This window comes from Streptomyces sp. NBC_01549, assembly GCF_026339955.1.
GTDB lineage: Bacteria > Actinomycetota > Actinomycetes > Streptomycetales > Streptomycetaceae > Streptomyces.
The window spans coordinates 411,140-431,086 of the sequence record NZ_JAPEPW010000004.1 but is presented as its reverse complement, the minus strand read 5'-3'; the positions used below and the strand labels follow the sequence as shown (position 1 = coordinate 431,086).

General features: G+C 68.0%; 19 protein-coding genes and 1 pseudogene. 8 read left to right on the top strand and 12 right to left on the bottom strand.

The annotated features are described in order from the left end of the window. Positions 1 to 62 precede the first annotated feature (62 nt). Together OG819_RS52605 and OG819_RS52600 are read right to left on the bottom strand one after the other, a co-directional pair. A complete protein-coding gene (locus OG819_RS52605) occupies positions 63 to 518 on the bottom strand; it encodes a MarR family winged helix-turn-helix transcriptional regulator (RefSeq protein ID WP_266636133.1) in 456 nt (151 codons plus the stop codon). Between the two features lie 237 nt (positions 519 to 755). Beyond that, positions 756 to 1,307, bottom strand: a complete 552-nt coding sequence (locus OG819_RS52600) for a hypothetical protein (protein WP_266656972.1) — start codon at positions 1,305 to 1,307, stop codon at positions 756 to 758. A 369-nt stretch (positions 1,308 to 1,676) separates the two neighbouring features. On the opposite strand from OG819_RS52600, the gene OG819_RS52595 reads away from it, so the two are divergent. Beyond that, positions 1,677 to 1,961, top strand: coding sequence for a hypothetical protein (locus OG819_RS52595; RefSeq protein WP_266636137.1), 285 nt, complete (start codon positions 1,677 to 1,679; stop codon positions 1,959 to 1,961). Positions 1,962 to 2,037: 76 nt separating this feature from the next. Here OG819_RS52595 and OG819_RS52590 read toward each other — a convergent pair whose 3' ends face one another. Together OG819_RS52590 and OG819_RS52585 are read right to left on the bottom strand one after the other, a co-directional pair. Continuing rightward, the gene (locus tag OG819_RS52590) at positions 2,038 to 3,054 is read right to left on the bottom strand and encodes an alcohol dehydrogenase (protein ID WP_266636139.1); all 1,017 of its coding nucleotides are present in this window, start codon (positions 3,052 to 3,054) and stop codon (positions 2,038 to 2,040) included. A 164-nt stretch (positions 3,055 to 3,218) separates the two neighbouring features. Beyond that, positions 3,219 to 3,590 (bottom strand): annotated as a pseudogene (locus OG819_RS52585) (NAD(P)-dependent oxidoreductase); the annotation flags it as partial. A gap of 198 nt (positions 3,591 to 3,788) precedes the next feature. Between OG819_RS52585 and OG819_RS52580 the strand changes: the two are divergent. After that, positions 3,789 to 4,367, top strand: a complete 579-nt coding sequence (locus OG819_RS52580; RefSeq protein ID WP_266656970.1) for a TetR/AcrR family transcriptional regulator — start codon at positions 3,789 to 3,791, stop codon at positions 4,365 to 4,367. Positions 4,368 to 4,833: 466 nt separating this feature from the next. Here OG819_RS52580 and OG819_RS52575 read toward each other — a convergent pair whose 3' ends face one another. After that, positions 4,834 to 5,652 carry a Bax inhibitor-1/YccA family protein gene (locus OG819_RS52575; protein ID WP_266636143.1) on the bottom strand — a complete coding sequence of 273 codons (819 nt, stop codon included), beginning with the start codon at positions 5,650 to 5,652 and terminating at the stop codon, positions 4,834 to 4,836. A gap of 209 nt (positions 5,653 to 5,861) precedes the next feature. Here OG819_RS52575 and OG819_RS52570 point away from each other — a divergent pair, with 209 nt between their 5' ends. Beyond that, the gene (locus OG819_RS52570; RefSeq protein WP_266636145.1) at positions 5,862 to 6,179 is read left to right on the top strand and encodes a helix-turn-helix domain-containing protein; all 318 of its coding nucleotides are present in this window, start codon (positions 5,862 to 5,864) and stop codon (positions 6,177 to 6,179) included. Between the two features lie 166 nt (positions 6,180 to 6,345). Here the strand turns inward: OG819_RS52570 and OG819_RS52565 are convergent, their stop codons facing one another. Continuing rightward, positions 6,346 to 6,534, bottom strand: coding sequence for a hypothetical protein (locus OG819_RS52565; RefSeq protein WP_266636148.1), 189 nt, complete (start codon positions 6,532 to 6,534; stop codon positions 6,346 to 6,348). Positions 6,535 to 6,747: 213 nt separating this feature from the next. Here OG819_RS52565 and OG819_RS52560 point away from each other — a divergent pair, with 213 nt between their 5' ends. Together OG819_RS52560 and OG819_RS52555 are read left to right on the top strand one after the other, a co-directional pair. Further along, positions 6,748 to 7,179 carry a winged helix-turn-helix domain-containing protein gene (locus OG819_RS52560; protein ID WP_266636150.1) on the top strand — a complete coding sequence of 144 codons (432 nt, stop codon included), beginning with the start codon at positions 6,748 to 6,750 and terminating at the stop codon, positions 7,177 to 7,179. A 20-nt stretch (positions 7,180 to 7,199) separates the two neighbouring features. Then, positions 7,200 to 7,565, top strand: a complete 366-nt coding sequence (locus OG819_RS52555) for a transposase (protein ID WP_266636152.1) — start codon at positions 7,200 to 7,202, stop codon at positions 7,563 to 7,565. Between the two features lie 88 nt (positions 7,566 to 7,653). Here OG819_RS52555 and OG819_RS52550 read toward each other — a convergent pair whose 3' ends face one another. Next, on the bottom strand, positions 7,654 to 8,976 hold the full coding sequence (locus OG819_RS52550; RefSeq protein ID WP_266636154.1) for an epoxide hydrolase family protein: 1,323 nt from the start codon (positions 8,974 to 8,976) through the stop codon (positions 7,654 to 7,656). Positions 8,977 to 9,372: 396 nt separating this feature from the next. On the opposite strand from OG819_RS52550, the gene OG819_RS52545 reads away from it, so the two are divergent. After that, positions 9,373 to 9,549 carry a hypothetical protein gene (locus OG819_RS52545; protein ID WP_266636156.1) on the top strand — a complete coding sequence of 59 codons (177 nt, stop codon included), beginning with the start codon at positions 9,373 to 9,375 and terminating at the stop codon, positions 9,547 to 9,549. Between the two features lie 136 nt (positions 9,550 to 9,685). On the opposite strand, the gene OG819_RS52540 is transcribed toward OG819_RS52545, so the two are convergent. Next, positions 9,686 to 10,420 (bottom strand): lysophospholipid acyltransferase family protein, encoded by a 735-nt coding sequence (locus tag OG819_RS52540; RefSeq protein WP_266656968.1) that lies wholly within the window; start codon positions 10,418 to 10,420, stop codon positions 9,686 to 9,688. A 314-nt stretch (positions 10,421 to 10,734) separates the two neighbouring features. Between OG819_RS52540 and OG819_RS52535 the strand changes: the two genes are divergently transcribed. Beyond that, the gene (locus OG819_RS52535; RefSeq protein WP_266656966.1) at positions 10,735 to 11,715 is read left to right on the top strand and encodes a D-cysteine desulfhydrase family protein; all 981 of its coding nucleotides are present in this window, start codon (positions 10,735 to 10,737) and stop codon (positions 11,713 to 11,715) included. A gap of 387 nt (positions 11,716 to 12,102) precedes the next feature. Here the strand turns inward: OG819_RS52535 and OG819_RS52530 are convergent, their stop codons facing one another. Together OG819_RS52530 and OG819_RS52525 are read right to left on the bottom strand one after the other, a co-directional pair. Continuing rightward, positions 12,103 to 13,356 (bottom strand): SGNH/GDSL hydrolase family protein, encoded by a 1,254-nt coding sequence (locus OG819_RS52530; protein ID WP_266636162.1) that lies wholly within the window; start codon positions 13,354 to 13,356, stop codon positions 12,103 to 12,105. A gap of 154 nt (positions 13,357 to 13,510) precedes the next feature. Continuing rightward, positions 13,511 to 16,126 carry a hypothetical protein gene (locus OG819_RS52525; protein ID WP_266656964.1) on the bottom strand — a complete coding sequence of 872 codons (2,616 nt, stop codon included), beginning with the start codon at positions 16,124 to 16,126 and terminating at the stop codon, positions 13,511 to 13,513. A 1,180-nt stretch (positions 16,127 to 17,306) separates the two neighbouring features. Here OG819_RS52525 and OG819_RS52520 point away from each other — a divergent pair. Further along, positions 17,307 to 17,594 carry a hypothetical protein gene (locus OG819_RS52520; protein ID WP_266636166.1) on the top strand — a complete coding sequence of 96 codons (288 nt, stop codon included), beginning with the start codon at positions 17,307 to 17,309 and terminating at the stop codon, positions 17,592 to 17,594. Between the two features lie 149 nt (positions 17,595 to 17,743). Here OG819_RS52520 and OG819_RS52515 read toward each other — a convergent pair whose 3' ends face one another. Further along, on the bottom strand, positions 17,744 to 18,763 hold the full coding sequence (locus OG819_RS52515; RefSeq protein ID WP_266636167.1) for an aldo/keto reductase: 1,020 nt from the start codon (positions 18,761 to 18,763) through the stop codon (positions 17,744 to 17,746). A gap of 36 nt (positions 18,764 to 18,799) precedes the next feature. Further along, positions 18,800 to 19,729, bottom strand: a complete 930-nt coding sequence (locus OG819_RS52510) for a helix-turn-helix transcriptional regulator (protein WP_266656962.1) — start codon at positions 19,727 to 19,729, stop codon at positions 18,800 to 18,802. Positions 19,730 to 19,947: the final 218 nt, after the last annotated feature.

The window sequence follows — 19,947 nt, the reverse complement described above, 5'->3', positions numbered from 1 at the left end:
GACGAGACAGCCGTCATGCCGACGGCGGCACAGGTTGCCCAGTGGCTCGGGGCGGCCCGGCGTCAGCAGGGCGCTATGCGCTCCAGCACCTTCGCGGCAGCGGCGATGTCACAGCCGTCCAGGTGCGAGAAGACGTGGCGCCGGACACTCGCGAGGTTGGTGGGCCAGACCTGCTTCAGCTGGGTCCATCCGGCGCTGGTGAGTACGGCGAGCCACGCCCGCCCGTCGTCGGGCGCCTTCTCCCGCAGGACCAGCGACTGCGACTCGAGCCGGTTGACCACTCGGGTCATGCCGCTCAGCGACAGCCCGCACATATTTGCGAGCTCACTCATTCGCATCTGGTGGTACCGCGCCTCGGAGAGGTGCACCAATACCATGTACTCAGCACTGGAAATCGAGTGTTCTTCCAGCATGTCCGCGTCGACGACCCGCGGCAAAAGCGTCATTACTCTGCCCAGCGCCCGCAGGAAGGCCTCCTCGTCGGGATCGAGGGGCTCGATATTCTTCACGTCTGCCATGCGGCACAGTGTAAGTGGCGGTCCACTGCCGAAGGCGACGACCGTACGGGCCGTTGGTCGGCTCCCTTTCATGCGAGATATCCGGGACCCGAATGGATATACGTTTCTCGGATCATCGAATACGTATCACGTCACGCATACGGACACGAGTACCTGCATCGGAAAGCCGCCGAGGCCCGTACCCGTGTGCCCCGCCCAGCAGGCATCCAGCCCGGCAGGGCACATCGGCCGGCCGGGCTACTGAGGCTGATCCGCCGGCGCCTTCGCCAGGGTGTACGTCACGGAGTGGTGCTGCCGGTGCCGCTCGACGCGCCCCTTGGCGACCAGCGACTCGAGGGTGTTCCGCACGACTTGGGGTGTCGGAGTCCGGTCCGGATGTTTCTGTAGGAGCTCCTTGCGCACTTCCTTGGCCAGGCGCGGCTCGTCGTGGCCGGCGAGCAGGGCCAGCAACATGTCTCCCAGCAGAGGCCGACGCGACTTCCCCTTCGCGCCGGACTTCGCCGTGTCACTGGTCGTGCGGGTGGCCCTGCGTGCGGAGGCGGCGTCGGACACCTGCCGTACCCGTTGCGGCACGGGTCCTTCCTGGGCCTGCTCGGGCAGCCGCGGCGGGTCGGACAGACCCTCGTAGCGCTCGGTGAGCGTCAGGATCTCCTGAAGGAGAGCTTCCTCTTCTTTCAGCATCCTGATCTGTTCGGCGAGTTGAAGCTGTCGATGGCGATTTCGCTCAAGATCCGACACGGCCTGTTCCACGTACCGTGATCGGAGCGTGGCGGCTGGTTGGCTGGTCACAACCGTTCACTCCTTTACCCAATGGCGCTGCGCCGTGCATGGTATCGAGGTACTCACGATTGTGCAGATGTGCGGCATTACCCGAGGCGGCCGACCGTCGACGTGTCGGCCGAAAGAGGCATCTAGCCCCCGCCGGAAGCACAGGAAAATGCGAGGTCGGAATTCGGGCTCGTAACCTGTGTGCCGGGTGTGATCGGAGTGAGACATGCCAGGCGGCGCGCGGTCCGGAGCGGCGTGACGTGCGACGCACGTGTACCTCTTCCGGCGCTCGTCCACCGCGCCGGCCCGGCGTCACACGTGCGGCAGCTTTCGGGCACTTGTCTCTGTCTACAGTGCGCGGGCGGAGGCTGTTTCAGGCCTCTGTTTGCTGTGACGGAGAACCAGGACGACTCAGACGATGGTTACGCCCCCATGGAGGCGGTCTGTTCCGAGTTTCTCGGGTCGGTGAAGGCACGGCTCTTCACGGTGACGCACACGGTGACGCGGAACCTGATCGTGGACTGGGTGCGTAATCCCCACAGCCGTAGGGAGGTGGTGGGAGGTACCTACAACGATCCGTTCTCGGAGGCCGACCCGATCGAGGCGGTACACCATGCGATGGTGGTGAAGCCGCGCAAGCTCCGCGCGGGGTTCCCGACGGAGACGGCCGCCTGACCGGCGTGGCTCGCGCACTCGATGGTCAGGGCCGGTGCCGGGGCGGGGGTGTTCCGCCCCGGCACCACCGGGTGGCTCAGGCCGCCGCGTCGAGCACGACGCGGAAGCGGGCCTCGCCGGAGAGCATGCGCTCGTAGGCTTCCGGCGCCTTGGTGAAGGGCATGACCTCGACGCTGGGGCGGATGCCGTGGGCCAGGCTGAAGGCGAGGTTGTCCTCGTTCTCGATGGAGGAACCGGTCAGGCTGCCGACGATGGAGTGCGTGCCGAAGATCAGGTCGGGAGTGGCGACGGTCAGCGGGTCGGGCGCGGCACCGACGACGACGAGCCTGCCGTTCGGTGCGAGGCCGCGGACCAGCGGGTCCATCGACGCGCCGCTGGACGCCGTGGCGACGATGACGGAGGCACCGCCCAGGGCGCTGAGCGCGGCTCCGGGGTCGGTGCTGGTGCTGTCGATGTACTCGTGGGCGCCCAGCTGCCGTGCGTACGCCTCCTTCTCCTCCCCCCGGGCTATGGCCGCGACCCGGTAGCCGAGGCTGCGCGCGTATTGGAGGGCGAGGTGTCCCAGACCGCCGATGCCCTGCACGGCGACCAGCGCGCCGGCTCGGGTCGGCCCCTGTTGGAGGGCGATGAAGGTGGTCAGTCCGGCGCACAGCAGCGGAGCGGCGTCGATCGCCGATATGCCGTCGGGAACCCGCACCAGCCCGCTGGCCCGGGCGTAGACCACCTCCGCGTATCCGCCGTCGATGGTGGTTCCGGTCTGCTCCTGGTTGACGCAGTTCACGAAGTCACCGCGGCGGCACGGCTCGCACTCCCAGCACTGGCCGTTCAGGAAGCCGACGCCGACGCGGTCACCGGGCTGCCAGGCGGTGACGCCGGCCCCGACGGCGTCAATGACGCCGACGATCTCATGCCCCGGAACGAGGGGGCGCGAGGGGTCGCTGCGCAGGCCTTCCACGGCCAGCACGTCGGTGTGGCAGACGCCGCAGGCCTCCACGCGCAGGCGCACCTGGCCGGGTGCGGGATCAAGCAGCTCGCGCTCGACCAGCTGGAGGTTGTGGGCGCCGGTGGCCTCGAAGGCCCGGTATGTGGACATGACTGCTCCTGAGTGTGGTGCTGCCCGGGAGGGCAGGGCTGGGTGCCGACCGGCGGTTCCGTGGCACACCGCGGTAGCGCGGTGCAGTTTCAAAATGACCGGTCGTCTTAAAACACTAACCCATCTCCCGTCCTCTGGTGCACCTCGTGCGTGGCGAAGCCGCCTCAGCCTGCGGCGGGGGCGGCCAGTACGGCGTTGTGCGGCGCCTGTCCGCGGGCGACGCGGTTCAGTTGCACGGCGAGTATGCGCTTGACCTGCGGCAGGAACGCGGTGCTGAACGCGCCGGCATGGGGGCTGATGAGCACGCCCGGCGTGGCCCGCAGCGGATGTTCCCTGGGCAGGGGCTCGGGGTCGGTCACGTCCAGGGCCGCGTGGGCCGCGTGAAGCCGGCCGCTTTCCACTTCCGCGAGCAGTGCCTCGGTGTTCACCACCGCACCACGTGCCACATTGACCAACAAGGCGCCGTCCTTCATGGTCTTCAAGAAGTCCGCGTCCACCAGATGGCGCGTCCTCTCGGTGAGCGGCACCGAGAGGACCTTCGCGGCGCCGGGTGAGGAGAAGGACCTCAGGACCCTTGTGCGACTTCCCGACTATAATATGGTCGGTCATCTTGATTGAGCGGCCCCCAGCCTCCATGACTCACACGTCGCAGACCCACTGGCCGCGCACGTATCTGCGGAGCCGTGCCCGGGCGTCTCGTCAGGCCCGGAGATGTTCGACAGAAGGTGGGAATGATGGGACGAGCCTCCAAGCGGGAGGAGATCGCGCAGGCGGCCTTCCGGCAGTTCCACGCGCAGGGCTTCAATGCCACCGGCATCAGCGACATCGTCAAGGCCGCGGGTGTTCCCAAGGGCTCGTTCTACAACCACTTCTCCAGCAAGGAGGAGAGCGCCCTGGAGGCACTGGACCGGTACGGGGCCTCTCTGCGCTTCGAGATGTTCACGGCACCGGGCCGTCCCCCGTTGGAGAGGCTCCGGGCGCACTTCGAGTTCCTGAGCAAGGACACGGTGGAGAACGGGTTCGTCCGTGGATGTCTGGTGGGCAACTTCGGCGCGGAGGTCGCCGACCACAACGAAGAGATCCGGGCCGCGGTCAAGCAGGGGTTCGACCGGTGGGCGGTGCAGATCCGGCAGGTGCTCGCCGAGGCCCAGGAGGCGGGTGACGTGGACGGGGATCTCGACATCGAGGCCACCGCGCTGTTCATCCTCAGCGCGTGGGAGGGGACGCTGATCGCGGCACGCGCCGACAAGTCGGCTGCGGCCGTGGACGCGTTCTTCCGTACCGTCTTCGACGTGGTGCTGCGCCCGAAGTGACCGTCCCGCCCGATGGCCGTCCTCCGGTGGCGGCACCCGCCACCGTTGCCGCGCAACCGGGCTTCATTTACGAGTGGTTGACCCGGTACGTCCCACCCTGGTGGCGCACTGGGTCCGCTTCTTCGCATGTGCGACCGCGACCTCTGCTATGCGGTATTTACTCTTATGCGGACGGTTGCCTGGGTGGTTGTCTGTACCCTGCATCGGTCTTCCGATCTACTTAATTGCGTCGGCAAGTGCGCGTGGCGCTTCAAGCCGGACCGGTCCGTCGACCAGGACCTCACTCGCCCCGTGTTCGGCCGCGACCTCGATGAACAACCGGGGGAGGGGCTCCACGCATCACAACTCCGTAAGCATCGACAACAGCGGCGTGATGGGTTTCGGTCGGTCGAAGAGCCTCGGTCCCGAGTGCCGTTGCCCGGGACCTCTTGCGTGGGAACCGACCGGTGCGGCACGCGCGGGCGGATCAGGTGTCGTCCCGCAGAATGGTGAGTACGCGAAGGGCCTCCAGGTAGATCCACACCAGGGTCGCGGTGAGGCCGAAGGCCGCCAGCCAGGACTCCTCGCGCGCCGCGCCGTAGGCGATCGCGTCCTCGACCTGCTTGAAGTCCAGGGCGAGGAAGCACGCGCCGAGAAGGACACCGGCGACTCCGAAGACGACCCCGAGTCCGCCGCTGCCGAGTCCGAGGCCGTTGCCCGCGCCGAAGGCGGAGAACAGGAGATCCACGGCCGTCAGCAGGAGGAAGCCAGTGGCGGAGGCGAGCACGAAGCCGAAGAACCTTCGGGTGACACGTATCCAGCGCATCCGGTACGCGATCAGCACGCCCGCGAACACGGCGAAGGTGCCGAGGACCGCCTGGACGATGACACCGGGTGCGACGTATGTCGACGTCGTGTCGGAGATGACGCCGAGGAAGACACCTTCGAACGCCGCGTAACCGAGGATCAGGGCCGGGGACGGTGTGCGCTTGAACGTCTGGACGAGCGAGAGGACGAAGGCGGTGACGGCGGCGGTGACGGCGATCCCGTAGGAGCGGCCGAGCGCGTCCTGGTCGACGGGCAGCAGCACCCATGACAGTGCCGCTGTCAGGACCACGGTCCCGAGCGTTGCCGCGGTGCGGACGATCACGTCGTCCATCGTCATCGTCATTCGGACGGTCGGAGATTCCTTGAGGCTCGAACCACCGACTCCGGCGTACGGGTTGACGAGGTGATCGCCCGCGGAACCGGCGCCGGCCGGACGGTCGAAGCCCCGGCGGGAGAAGATCGGATTGCTGCTCTTCACGTGATTCGTTCCTCTCAGTCCGCCGCGGGTCACAGGCGGAACCGTCTCGGAAGGTCGTAACCATTCTGGCCGGTGACGACTGGGAGGGCAAGCATAGATCACCCCTCGGAGAGGTGACGGCAATCTCGCGGCGCTAGGGAGTGATCGCGCGCCTGCGCTAGAGATCTCTAACGGTGCGGGTTACGTCGGGTCGTGACGGCTCCCGTGGGATGCGCTATGCCGGGAAGGTGAGGTATCCCGATGGCGGTGGGCTGACGGCCGAGGAGCGGGCTCGGCGTGAGCAAGTGCGGTTCGAAGCCGCCGATCTGATCGAGGCCGGGGCCAGTGACCGGGAGGTGGCCCGGCGGTTCAGGGTGACCCGGATGTCGGCGAACCTGTGGCGGCGTGCGTTGGCTTCGGGCGGTCGGCAGGCTTTGGCCTCCAAGGGTCCCGGCGGGGCGCGCGGGTGGGCGACTTGGATCAGGCGCTCGTCATGGGCGAGCGCGCCCTCGAAGGCGAGCGCCAGTCCGTCCCTTCGCTCATCATGACGAGCCGCGAGCTGGCAGCCGAGATGAGGAGTTCCCACCCGCGACGTGCTTCCGGGCCGACTCGGACCCAGCGTGCCCGACGGGTCGGCACGGTCCCTGCGACTCTCCCGGCTACGCTCGCGCGGGAGCGCCCCGCAGCGCGTGGCTGCGGGGCGCCTAGTGGGGTTTAGTCGACCATCTGCCCGTCGTACATACCGCCCCTGCAGGTGTTGTTCGCCCAATTGACTGTTCCGCCGCCCTGCTCGCACTCACCCGGGGTGAGGCTGGCGGCGGTGGCGGTGGCGGCGCCTGTGATGCCGAGTCCGGCGAGGGCTGCCGTGGCGATGACGGCGGCGAGGATTCGTCGAATGCGCATTTGGTTCCCCTTTCACGGATTGCCTCAATTGGGGCACTAGTCAGCTTGACCTTCACCCATTTGGGTGGCACGCCATATTGCGCCATTCGGGTGACATTGCTGTCGGGTGCGGGGTCGGGTGACGCGACCCGTCAGACAGGCCCTAGGAGATCTCTAACGGTGCGGGTTACGTCGGGTCGTGACGGCTCCCGTGGGATGCGCTATGCCGGGAAGGTGAGGTATCCCGATGGCGGTGGGCTGACGGCCGAGGAGCGGGCTCGGCGTGAGCAAGTGCGGTTCGAAGCCGCTGATCTGGTCGAGGCCGGGGCCAGTGACCGGGAGGTGGCCCGGCGGTTCAGGGTGACCCGGATGTCGGCGAACCGGCGGCGGCGTGCGTTGGCTTCGGGCGGTCGGCAGGCTTTGGCCTCCAAGGGTCCCAGCGGGGCCCGCTGCAAGCTGGACGCCGGTCCTGCCGCCTCCGGCTGGAGTGACCAGTGCTGGACGCTGGCCCGGATCGCCGAGATCGTGCGCCGCCGGATCGGCGCCGAGTACACCTTGGCCGGGCTGGACCTAGTGCTGCACCGCATCGGCTGGAGCGTGCAGGTGCCCTCCCGCAAGGCCGCCGAGCGCAACAAGGCGAAGATCGCCGCCTGGAAGGACGAGTAGTGGCCCGTCATAAAAAGAGGGTGGCGGACTTGGGCGCCTGGCTCTGCTTCGAGGACGAAGCCGGCCAGGGCCTGAGGCCGCCCAAAGGCCGCACCTGGGGCCACCGGGGCCACACACCGGTCGTGCGGGTCACCGCCCAGGGCACCAAACGCGTCTCCATGGCGGCGCTGATCTGCACCAGGTCCGGCCGGCGGCCCCGGCTGATCTACCGCATCCACCTCGACCGCGGCCCTGCCAAGGGCCGCCGCAAGGGCTTCACCGAGACCGACTACGCCCGCCTGCTGGATGCCGCCCACCAGCAGCTAGGCGGCCCTGTCGTGCTGGTCTGGGACTGTGGGAATGGCGGGGTCTCGTTCGGACCACGGCCTGGCTCGGTCTGGGACTGACCTTGCTGTCCAGAGAGTTGATCTGCCGACCGTGGTGCGAACGGGCGTGCCGACCCGGCGAACGGACGTGTCTCCATAGGCGGGTCGCTTACTTTCCTGCGGTCTTCCGCGGACGCAGTGTCGAGAACGCGGCCCGGAGTTCCTCCGTGAAGATGCCCGGGACTTCCCAGGCCGCGAAGTGGCCGCCGCTGCGGGCCTTGTGGTAGTAGAAGAGGTTGTGGTATGCGCGTGACGCCCAGCTCCGCGGGGCCTGGTAGATCTCGCCCGGGAACACCGAGATGGCGGCCGGGAGGGACACCGAGACGGCGTTGAAGTTGTTGGCGTTGTTCTCCCAGTAGAGACGCGACGAGGAGACCGCGGTGTTCGTCACCCAGTAAAGGGTGATGTCGTTGAGCATCTCGTCCTTGGTCAGTACGCGCTGGGGGTGGCCGCCGCTGTACGTCCACGCCGCGAACTTGTCGTACATCCAGGCGGCCAGGCCGGCGGGCGAGTCCGTGAGCCCGTATCCCTCGGTCTGCGGCCGGGTGACCATCATCGCCGAGTAGCCGGAGCCGGTCTTGTAGAAGGTGGCGAGCTTGTTGTACGCGGCCCTCTCGTCGGGGTCGAGACCGGCCGGCGCCGGATAGCCGCAGGCGAGTTTCTGCGCGATGTCCGGGGGGACGGTGGCCGGGAAGTTGACGTGGATTCCGAGCAGTCCCGGGGGCTTCTGTACGGCCATCTTGTCCGAGATCACGGCGCCCCAGTCGCCGCCCTGGGAGACGTAGTGGTCGTATCCCAGGCGATCCATCAATACCGCCCAGGCGCGCGCGATGCGGTCGGGGTTCCACCCGGTGGTCGTCGGCCGCTCCGAGAAGCCGTAGCCGGGCATCGACGGGATGACGAGGTGGAAGGCGTCCTCGGCGCGGCCTCCGTGGGCCGTGGGGTCGCTGAGCGGTCCGATGACCTTCAGGAACTCCAGGATGGAGCCGGGCCAGCCGTGGGTCAGGATGATCGGCAGGGCGTTCGCGTGGCGGGAGCGGACGTGGATGAAATGTATGTCCAGTCCGTCGATCTCGGTTATGTACTGCGGCAGGGAGTTGAGTGTCTCCTCGATGTTCCGCCAGTTGTACTTCGTTCCCCAGTACTGGGTGAGTTCCTTCATCGTGGCGAGTTGGACGCCCTGGGACTGGTCGTTGACCGTCTCACGGTCGGGCCAGCGTGTCGCCATGATCCGGCGGCGTAGATCCGTCAGGTCCCGCTCCGGAATATTCACGCGGAAGGGGCGGATGCTCTGCCTCTCACTCGCCGCGGCCGGCTTGGCCGAGTCGTCCCAGGCGCGCAGTCCAAGAGCCCCGGTGGCCGCTACGGACACCGTGGCGGCCGACGTGGAGAGGAACTTCCGACGGGAGTACGAGCGGAGCAATTCGGGCATGACGGATCTCCCTGCAGTCATTCCTGGGGCCGGAGTCGCGGAGGGTGGGGAGGGAGCGCTTCCTTGATGAGCTTTCTACTCATGGGCGCGAACTGGATTCCGCGCACACCGAGTCGCTGCACTGCAGGTGAACCGTGCCAAGCTCGGCGTTCCGCTGGGAATCGCGTGGCACCGAGGCGCTCGTGCGACACAACAGACTCATTACTATCTGTAACGGTAACTTTCTCTCTGTGAGCACGCAACTCGGGCGGCTCCGGACCCGGGTCATGCGGCGGCCGTCGGGCAACCCCTGGCGACGGGCGCGGGTCGGCAGAAGCGCGCGGGCGACCCGCCTCGCTGGAGCCGGAGCGAGTCGCCCGCGCATCCCGCCACTCCACCCAAGAGCAACGGGAGTCTTTGACGTGGAACTTCCTGCCGCTCGGCGTGGCCGTCCTCGCGGCGGTGCACACCTGGAACGCCGCCCAGCCGAGCGCGGCCGGACCCCGCTCGAGATACGCGGCGAGTTTCTCCAGACAGCGCGGGGACAACCTGCAACGCCGGGCTGCGCCCCGGGCAGGGCACCTCCCCGCGTGATCGGCAACCTTGGGGACGTGATGGGAACGGTGAACCCGCCGCCACAAGCGAGGGCCGCCACCGGTGGACCGCGAGCTGTATCTGCCCAGGTCCAGGACGGACGGCCGTGAGCTGCGCGGGTGTCGCGTCCCGCCGGTCAGGCGGTCGGCGCCTGGACGTTGTCCGGGTTCGCCGGTGTCCGTCGTGCAACCGGGACCGCCGGAGCGGGGAGCCCTCGTATCTCGCTCAGCAGGGACGTTATCGCGGCCATGATCTCCTCCGTGGCTTCCCGCCACACCTCCGGAGTCGGCTCCCTGCCTTCGAAGCGGGACAGGTCCACGGGTGGTCCCACCAGTAGCTGATGCGTCTTGCGGGGGAAGACCCTGCCCATCTTTCCGTACGGCGGCAACAGAAGGTTGGCGCCCCACTGGGCAACGGGGATCACCGGGCACCCGGTCTCCAGCGCAACCCGTGCGATGCCGGTCCTGCCGCCCATGGGCCACATCTCCGGATCGCGAGTGAGCGTGCCCTCCGGATAGAAGACCACGCCCTCGCCCGCCCGGACGGCGGTGGCCGCTGCTGCCAGAGCCGCCAGCGCTCCCGCCCCTCCACGGGCGACAGGTATGTGCTTCATGGCATGCATGAGCCGCCCGAACGCACCCTTGAACAGAGCCTGCTTCGCGAAGAAGCGCGGCGGGCGTCCGGCGGTGTACTGGAAATACCCGTAGGCCACCGGATCGACGTAGGAATTGTGGTTGACTGCCGCGATGAACCCGCCGTTTGCGGGGATGTGCTGTGTACCTGCCCAGTCCCGTCTGAACAGCAGCCACATGATGGCGCGCGCGATCGCGGCCAGCGTCCGGTAGGTGATTCCTATCTTGCGGCGCGGCATACGTTTCCTAACGTGGGACATGTACTGGGGGAGGGTATCTCTGTATGTCACCCGGCGATGAAGCGAAACTGATACATGTGCCTTTGGTGTGAGGTGACGTATATCCACCGCGACCTGGCCTCCATCCCATGTCACCGGGAGGCCGTCGCGCGCGGAGGGGCACCCTACGACGAGCTTCGTGCGGGTGTACGTCGGCTGCCCCTGCCCGGGAAGTAGAGTGACGGCCGTGTTCGTCCTGTAATCGTCCAGCACGTCATGTCCCTTTCCGTATCTCTTGCGCCGCATTGCGTATGAGTGTCTTCGTTGGAGAATTCATGAGCGCCAAGCATTCCCTCTCGACGTGGCTCACACCGATGGAGCCCATGCCTCGCCTGGCGGTCGCGCTCGGCCTGAACGGTGACGAACTCTGGGTCAAGCGGGACGACCTGATCGGGCTCGGCGGAGGGGGAAACAAGGTACGCAAGCTGGAATGGACGGTCGGAGACGCTCTCGCCACCGGGGCGGACACGCTGGTCACGACAGGTGCGGCGCAGAGCAATCATGCCCGTCTGACGGCGGCTGCCGGTGCCCGCCTGGGCATGAACGTGGTCCTGGTGTTTCCCGGGACGGCCGACAGCGCGGCGGGCGGCTCCGGAAACCTTGTGCTCGACAGCCTTTTCGGGGCCAGTGTCTTCTGGTCGGGTGAGACGGACCCCGGCACCATGGGCGCTGTCGCCGAGGACGTGTGCGATCAGCTCCGTAAGCGCGGTGCGCGTCCCTACTTGATTCCTTTCGGCGGATCGAGTCCTCTGGGCGCGCGAGGATACGTTGAAGCCGGTGATGAAATCCGCATGCAGGTGCCCGATGTGGAGCACGTTGTCGTGGCGCTGGGTTCCGGTGGGACCATGGCAGGGCTCATCGGCGCCCTCGGGGAGGAACGCGTGCTCGGTGTCGACTGCGGGGCGGTGACGGAACCGGCCGATGTTGTCGCCGCGCTGTCCACCCAGGTGGCCGGTCGCGACGTCACGGCCGCATCGCTACGCATCCGTCTCGACCAGGTCGGCCCCGGATACGGAGTGCTGCACGAGCCGGTCATGGAAGCCCTGAATACGACTGCACGAGCGGAGGGCATCGTCCTGGACCCCACTTACAGCGGGCGGGCCATGGCGGGCCTGATGGCCGCCGTACGCGAGGGCGAGATCCGTCCGAATCAACGCACCGTGTTCCTCCACACGGGCGGCCTTCCTGGTCTCTTCGGGCATGCACAGACGGTGCAGCGCAGTGTGGCCGCGTTGAACTCGATCATCTTCCGCTGACCTTCACGAGCAGTGGCCTCCAGCTCCGCGGCACTTGGGCCGGCCGCCGCCGACGCGGCAGGACTGGTCGGCTCCCGCTGCGGCAGTAGCTCCGGTTCCGCCCGATCGGCTGGGTGCACGACCCCGCGTCGAGTACACGGGAAGGGGTGCCTCGGCGAGCAATTGGGGGATGCGGCATGCTTCAGCGCCCGGGGCCGAGCTCGGAGGTGGGAACCTGTACCAGTCCGGCGCAGCGTCAGCGCGACACGGATGTCGGGAATTCCCGTCCGCGTCCACCGGCCTTGCGCCGGCCGGTGGACGTTGCTGCGTCGGCCCGGGCCGGCGGCTGCCGACGCGGCGGGTCGGCCCGGGCCGACAATGCGAGACGGCTGCCTACTTCAGCGCTGCCTACTTCAGCAGGGACAGGTCGACGGCGTTCGCCAGCGCCTGCATGCCGGCTTCGTTCGGGTGGAGGTGATCTCCGGAATCGAAGGCCGGGCTGAGGGCCCCGGGTTCGGCCGGGTCGGCGACGGCCTTCTCGAAGTCGACGACACCGTCGAAGGCCCCGCTGGTCCGGATCCAGGTGTTGACCGCCTGGCGTATGGCTTCGGCAGAGTCGCTGTAGTAGCCGGCGCCCTTGTCGGGAAGGAGGGTGCCGCCGATGATCCGGACGCCGGCGGCATGGGCCTGCTGAATCAGATTTCGGTAGCCGTTGATCAGATCCTGCGGGGTCAGCGGGGCACCACCGGGGCCCGCGTTGTTGCCGATGTCGTTGATGCCCTCCAGCAGGATCACGTCCCGCACCCCGGGCTGACCCAGTGCGTCGTGGGCGAAACGCCGGGTGGCGCTGATGCCCTGCCAGATGTTGGGCACGTCGGTCAGGACCCGGTTGCCGCCGATACCGGCGTCCACCACACCCATCGGGTGGGTTCCGGCCAGTCGGCGGCCCAGGTCGTCGGGCCAGCGGTGGTACGCCCCTGCCGGGGTGTTGTAGCCGTCGGTGATGGAGTCGCCGAAGGCCACGACGGTGCCGCGGGCGTCGGGCGAGACCACGTCGAGCCCGGAGAGGTAGTACCAGGAGGTGGTCGCCGCGATGTAGTTGCCGTCCGCCGCGTCGGCGGTGTGGTCGCCCGGAACGGACAGGTAACTGGTGTCGAAGGCGTCGGAGTGCCAGGTGGCGGAGCTGGTCGCGTGCGGCAGGTAGATGCTGACCAGGACGTTCTGGCCGGCCTTGACGGACATCGGTACGGGATCGCTGACCAGTTCCGCCCCGGCCGGGATGGTCACGGACCTCTTGTGGGAGAAGGTGGCCGCGCGCTGCGATCCAGCGACCGCCGTGGCCCGGTCGGCCTGTGCGGCGATGCTGACCGCTCCGACGGTCAGCGGGATGGTGCTGCGCAGATTGGACAGGTGGATACGGAGTGCGGTTCCCGCAACGCTGGAGTGCGCGACCATCCGGATGGTCTGGTCGTGGAAGTTCGGTCCGCCAATCGTCATGCTGGGCGCCCATGCCGTCACCCGCCGCGCATCGGGCGACTGAGTCCTGGCCGGACGGGAGTTGTCGGAGTGCCCTTCGGCGAAAGGCGCGCCTCCCATGAGTCCGGCGGCGGCGACGGTCGCCGCCAGCAGGGCCCGGAGCGTTCTTCTCTTCGTGACAAGCATGGTTCACCTTTTCTCCCGGTCGGTGATCGGGTGCCCTGACGCAGGCGTCAGGGCACCCGGAGTCAGCCGGGCTGATGGCTTGTGCGTTCGGGTCCGGGGCGGATCCCGCGGTGGTCAGTGGTGATCGGCTGCGACGGGTGACGCTGAAGGGCGATCAGCTCAGCGTGAAACCGTCCACCAGGAGATAGCTGCCGCTGAGTTTGGTCACCGTCAAGGTGTGCCGGCCGGCGGTCAGTCCGGATATCGCGTACAGGCTCTGCTGAGCGTGCCTCTGCTCGGTGTGCGCGCCGACCGTTTTCTTCGAGACGCCGTCCAGGGTGATGCCGATGTCGCCTTCGTCGGAGTTGGTCTCGGTCAGGAAGCTGATCCCGGTGCCGGTGAAGGTGATCGTGGCGGCGGCACCGTCGTGTTGGGTGTAGTGGACGCCGTTGTCGAGGTCGCCGGCGTCGCGGGACCCGCTCGACGACCAACTGCCGGTGTACGAGACGCGCAGGTCGTCGTCATCGACTGTTTTGCCCGGCATGGTGCCGGGACCCGCAGCGTCCACGATCGTCTGCGCCGCCGACGGCCAGTTCCCGTCGGTCACCACGGTGGCCTGCTCGAAGGAGATGTTGGTGCCGTTGTTGTTGTAGGCGGCGGTGTCGCTGTAGTTGTCGTGGATCGAGTCGTCGTGGATGCTCGGCGTCCACAGGTTTGTCCACAGCGACCCGTTGCTGAAGCGCACCACGTTGTCGTGGGTGTTCCAGAGCGAGCTTCCTTCGTCGTGGTAGACCATGTTGCAACCGTCGATGCACTCCGACAGGACGTTTCCGGCGAACTGCGAGGCTGCGGACTGGCCGCCGAGAGTGTAGATCGGGCCGCCGTCGAACAGCGCGCCCATCACGCTGTGCACGTGGTTGCCGATGATCTTGTTTCCCCCGGCGTAGGTGGTGCCGTGCAGGCACGGGTTGGGCAGTCCCTGTGCGGCCTGCAGTGTGCAGTTCGACGCCCATCCCCAGCCCCAGCCTATGGACATGCCGGAGTACGGCGTGTAGCCGACATCGTTGTGCGAGATGACGGTTGACCTGCTGTGCCCGACCCAGATGCCGACCGCGTCCTGGTACTCCTGGCCGGGGAACTGCACGACGCTGCCGGACACGGTGTTGCCGCTCGTCATCAGCGCGGGCTCGGTCTGGTAGTAGTCGTCCACCTCGCCGATCGCCACCCCGATGCCGGACGTGTCGGTGACGGAACTGGCCTTCACCGTGGAGTCCTGCGTCTGGTCGGCCAAGGCGATCCCGCTGGTTCCGGTGTGCTGGACGACGTCGTCGGAGAAGGCGATCCGGGCACCCCGGTGCACCTGGACCGCGGCGGGGATACGCGCCGGCGTGCGCGTCGTCGGATCCCAGATGACCCCCGCCTGGTTGTCCACGTAGCCCTCGGCCGTAGGGGCGTTCCACGTGGTGTGGGCGAAGGTCAGTCCGGAGAAGACGAGGTCGTGTACGGGCGCGACCACATCGGGGATCACGGTGAAACCGTCGACGAGCAGATACGCTCCGCTCGTCTTGACCAGGCGCAGCGTGTGCGTGCCCTTGGGCAGTCCGGTGACGGAGACCATGGCCTGCTGGGCGAGACGCTCGGGACCCTTGCCGGAGACCGTCGACACCTTCTTGCCGTCCATGTAGACGTCCGCGTCGCCTTCGTCCGAGTTGGTCTCTGACAGGACCTGGATCCCGGTACCGTCGAAGGTGTAGCTGACGGCGTCGCCGTCAGCGGAGGTGTAGTGCACGTCGGCGCCCAGGTCACCGAGGTGCCGGCCGCTGGAGTGGCCCCAGCTTCCGGTGTAGACCGCTCGCCAGTCGGTGTCGTTCACCGGTGCCAGGTGCCCCGGGGTGCCTGAGACGTCGAGCAGTTCGGGGGCCACGGGTAGTTCGACGTCCGCCGTTGCCAGGTCCTCGCCGGCCCTGGGCACGTAATAGAGGTAGCCTGCGCTGTCGTCGAGGTAGAACTGGCCAGGGGTGCCGAGCAGCTGGTGCGCGTTCTCCAGCCACGTGATGCCGTCCATGCTGGGCAGTCCCGCACCGTTGAACGGAAAACTCGGGTTGGGCACCGCGGTGTGGTTGTTGTTCCAGCAGGCCGGGTCGACGGTGAGGTCGGAACCGCCGGAGGCGGAGCGGGTGATGGACGCCAGCGGGCACCGCATCTGCTTCCAGGCGTTGTTCTCGACCACCTCGACCTGCGCGGGGTTGGTCCATGAGGTGTACGACGGGTCGCTGGTGGTGAACCCGGTGGCGGTCACCGAGAACCCGGATGGACTCCTCGGCCCCCGCGCACGGTCGGCGCGTACCCCGTTCACGAACAGTTCCCGGCCGTCCGTACCCGCTGGGACCTTGGCGCGGTAGATGTTCTTGGCGGCATCCACCCGGGAGAACCCGGTGATCCGGGCGGCGCCGCTGAGCACCGGTGTCTGTCCGGCGGCCGCCCGATATACCACCGGATGGCCGGGCCGGCCGGAGTCCTGGCGCCCCAGCCGGAACGGACCGGTGAGCCGGTACGTCCCGCCCTGCAGTTCGACCACGACATCCCCGGTGGCATCCGGGACCAGGGCTCTCGCGCGGTCGCGGGCGGTGGTCAGGGCGCAGGGTTGGTGCGTACTGCAGGCCGAACCACGCCCGTCGGGCGCGACGTGCAAGGTGTCCGGTAGCGGGACGGCGGCTCCGGGTGGGCCACCGGTGAAGCCGAAACAGGCAGCGGCGGCGGCAACAAGGCCTGCGGCTACGGCGTTGCGCATCGTGAATCTCCAGCAGTAAGGGGCGAGTTCAAGACATCCAATGAATGTACGGAACCTCGTCCTCATCTCCTAGATGTAGGAGCGATCTCTCGTGAGAAGATCCGATGTCTGACATCCTGACAGCGTGAGCGAAGTATCTGATTCTTCGCAGACTCATCGCGCCGACGGCTGTCAGGAGAGCATCGTCGTCATGGACATCGAGGTTGGGATCGCGAAAGCCGGTACCGTCTGAAGCGGATCTGGTCCTGCGAGGAAGCCGGCCGCCACGAGGGGCCTGCCGCGCCGGAATCGGGGCACGCGGTGGTCGGACCGACTCCGGATCAGTCGCCGCAGGCACGACTACGGGCATCATCGCCCGACCGCCACCTGCGCCACCGCCCGAGGACGGCCCTTCGCCCTTCCCGCCCGTGGCCTCTGGCGGCGCCACCGCTGCCACCTTGGCTATCCGTGGCCTCGGGGCCTGCCCGGCGCCGGCCTCCGCCCGCCGATACCCGGTACGGCCTACTGCGGGATCTCATCCGAGAGACGTGACCATGCATCAGCAATCCCATCAGGAACCCCCACGGCACCGGCGGTCGCGCGCCGCGGTCCGCCGGACCACCGCCTCGCAGTGGGGACGCACGCGCCGAGTGCCCCGCCCAGCGCGCGTCACCCGCGTAGTCACGCCGCCATCAACCAGGCCGTCGCCGCTCTGCTCCCGTAATCGGTGGTGGCGAAGCGTGACCGGGATCGTCGGCATCGCATGAGTGACGTCAACTCCCTTGTGGGGAGCGTGCTTTCTGGGTTGTCGGCACTGGTCGTTGAGGACATGACGGACCAGGGTGAGGTGATCCGCCTGTCGGCGCGAACCCGGCACGAGGTGGTGCCGTGTCCGAAGGGCGGGACGCCGACCGCGAGAGTGCACGGCGCCATCGCCGGACACCCCGTCGCATCAACCGATCCGGTCGCAGGCCCCTCCATAGGGCTTCCGGTCGAGCCTCACTCGCCCGGCCTCACCCAACGAATCTTGGTGGGGCTCCGCTACGCGGGCAAGCGCCGTCTGGACCGCCGAGCAGGGCATGAACCTCATGAGCAGCACACTGCTGTCCGAGGACACCGGAACACCCTTCGACGAGCTCCAGCGCGAGCAGATCGACACCTACCGCGAGACGTGGCGCTCGGCGGGCCACACACACCGCGCGTGTCTGTCAGCCGTAGTGTCCTGCCGATCACCAGCGACCGCCTGTACTTCGGGGACGGGAACACAGCCAGCAGCCGCGACCAGGTTGGAATCCTCGACGGAGCGGTCTCCCGGTTCGGCCGCAGCTACATCGGCGAGCCGGACGTCATCGCGAAGGAACTCGCCGCCGACGCGGCCGTCGCCGCTGCGGACACCCTCTTGCTCACCATCCCGAACCAACTCCGCGTCGACTACAACGCGCGACTCCTCCAGACGATCGCCGATCACGTCGCCCCGCACCTGCGGTAGTGGAACCAGCGGACCCGGCTGGGCCCGGGCCCGGTACGGAATCCTGTGTCCGCGGGCGGTCTTCTTCAGCCGGCACCTCTGCGAAGCGGTCAGTGTGATCGTGCGCGCGACGGCGACAGGCAAGCCGGGCAGCCAAAGTCCGGGACACGTCAGCGGCGTCGCTGGTCGGCGCGCAGTTCGAAGTCGCCGTAGCTGTTGTCGACCGGGTTGACCGTGACGCCGGGCGCGATGATCTCGTCGATGGCGTCGAGCACGTCGGACGACAGCGTGATGTCGGCGGCGGGCAGGAACGCCTCCAACTGGTCCATGGTCCGCGGTCCGATGATCGCCGCCGTGACGCCGGGGTGGTGGATGACGAAGGCGACGGCCAGCTCGATCAATGTGAGACCCGCCTTCTCCGCCAGGAGCGCGAGCTGTTCGACGGCGTCGAGCTTGCGCTGGTTGGCGGGGGTGCTCATGTCGAAGCGGGCCTGGGGGCGTGCCGCGGAGGCGGGGCCCTCGGTGGCGTTCTTGCGGTAGCGGCCCGACAGCCAGCCGCCGGAGAGCGGGCTGTAGGTGAGGGTGCCCATGCCGTGGCGGCGCACGGTGGGCAGCACGTCCTCCTCTACGCCGCGGACCAGGATCGAGTACGGCGGCTGCTCGGTCACGAACCGCTCCAGGCGGCGCTCCCGCGAGACCCACTGGGCCTCGACGATCTGGGAGCCGGAGTAGGACGAGGAGCCGATGTAGCGGATCTTGCCCTGGTGCACGAGGTCGGAGAGGGCGCCGAGGGTCTCGGCGACGTCCGTGTCGGGGCTGGGGCGGTGGACCTGGTAGAGGTCGATGTAGTCGGTGTCGAGCCGGCGCAGGGAGTTCTCGACCTCGCGAATGATCCAGCGCCGTGAGCCGCCCCGCTGGTTGGGGTCGTCCTGGTCCATCGGCATGAAGAACTTGGTCGCCAGGAACACGTCCTCGCGGCGGCCCTTGAGGGCCTTGCCGACGATCTCCTCCGAGACGCCGGCGGAGTACACGTCCGCGGTGTCGACGAAGTTGATGCCCGCGTCCAGGGCACGGTGGATGATCCGGATCGAGTCGGCCTCGTCCTCGTTGCCCCAGGGGCCGAACATCATCGCGCCCAGGCAGAGCGGGCTGACCTGGACGCCGGTGCGGCCGAGCGGTCGGTACTGCATGAAGTGGTTCTCCTTGGATGTGCTCAGCGGATGTGCTCAGCGGATGTGCTCAGCCGTCATCAGTTGGCATCGGTCGTTCGCGGTCGGGACGACGGTCCCGGCGCTCGCCCAACTGGCGAGGAGGCCCAGAGCCTCCCCCGCCGGGGAGTCCGGTTCGGGCGTGTAGAAGTTGAGGCGAAGGCCGGGATCGGCCGGCAACTCCATCGCCTCGTAGGGCAGTGCGAGATCGCCGACCACCGGGTGGTGCAGGTTCTTCACTCCGGAGCGGTGGAACTTCACGTCGTGGTGCGCCCACCGGCGGGCGAAGTCGCCGCTCTTGGTCGTCAGCTCCCCGATTAGATCGGTCAGCGCCTTGTCGTGGGGCGCCCGGCCGGTCTCGATGCGCAGGAACGCGACCGCGTCGTCGGCCCCCTTGTCCCAGTCGACCCAGAAATCCTTGCTCGCGGGGTCCAGGAACAGGAAGCGGGCGCTGTTGACCGGGCCGCGCTGGGCGAACAGCGGCGAGTCGAAGAGGGGTGCGTACAGTGCACGGCCCAGCGTGTTCGCGGCCAGGATGTCGAAGCGCGCGTTGCGCACGTACGCCGGAATGTCGGTCATCGAGTCGAGCAGGCGCAGGATCGTGGGCCGCACCCGGGACGCGGTCGCCGCGGGGCGCCGGCCCGAGGGTGTCGCCGCCCGGGCCAGGTCGTAGAGGTGGGTGCGTTCGGCCTCGTCCAGTTGCAGTGCGTGCGCGAGGGAGTCCAGTACCGAATCCGAGGCGCCGGAGAGGTTCCCGCGCTCGAGGCGGACGTAGTAGTCGACGCTCATACCCGCGAGCAGCGCGACCTCCTCCCGGCGCAGGCCCGCAACGCGGCGGTTGCCGCCGTAGACCGGCAGTCCGGCCTGCTCGGGGGTGATCCGCGCACGCCGGGTGCTCAGGAACTCGCGGACCTCGGCGGCTACGCTCTTCTTGTCTCTGTCTGCCATCGTCCCGATCCCTGAAATCGCTCCGCCGCCGGTGACCGCATCCCGGGCGGACGGTCCGCCTCGAACTTCACCGTAGGCCGGTCCGCGCGGACCTGCGAGGTACTGGCAGTACCTGGAAGACCAGTGACTCCCACCCATGCGACCACGCGGGGTTGTCTTGAAGGGAACCGAGGGGCCGGGGTCAAAAACCGGTCCCTCGCCCTGAAGCGACAGCGAAG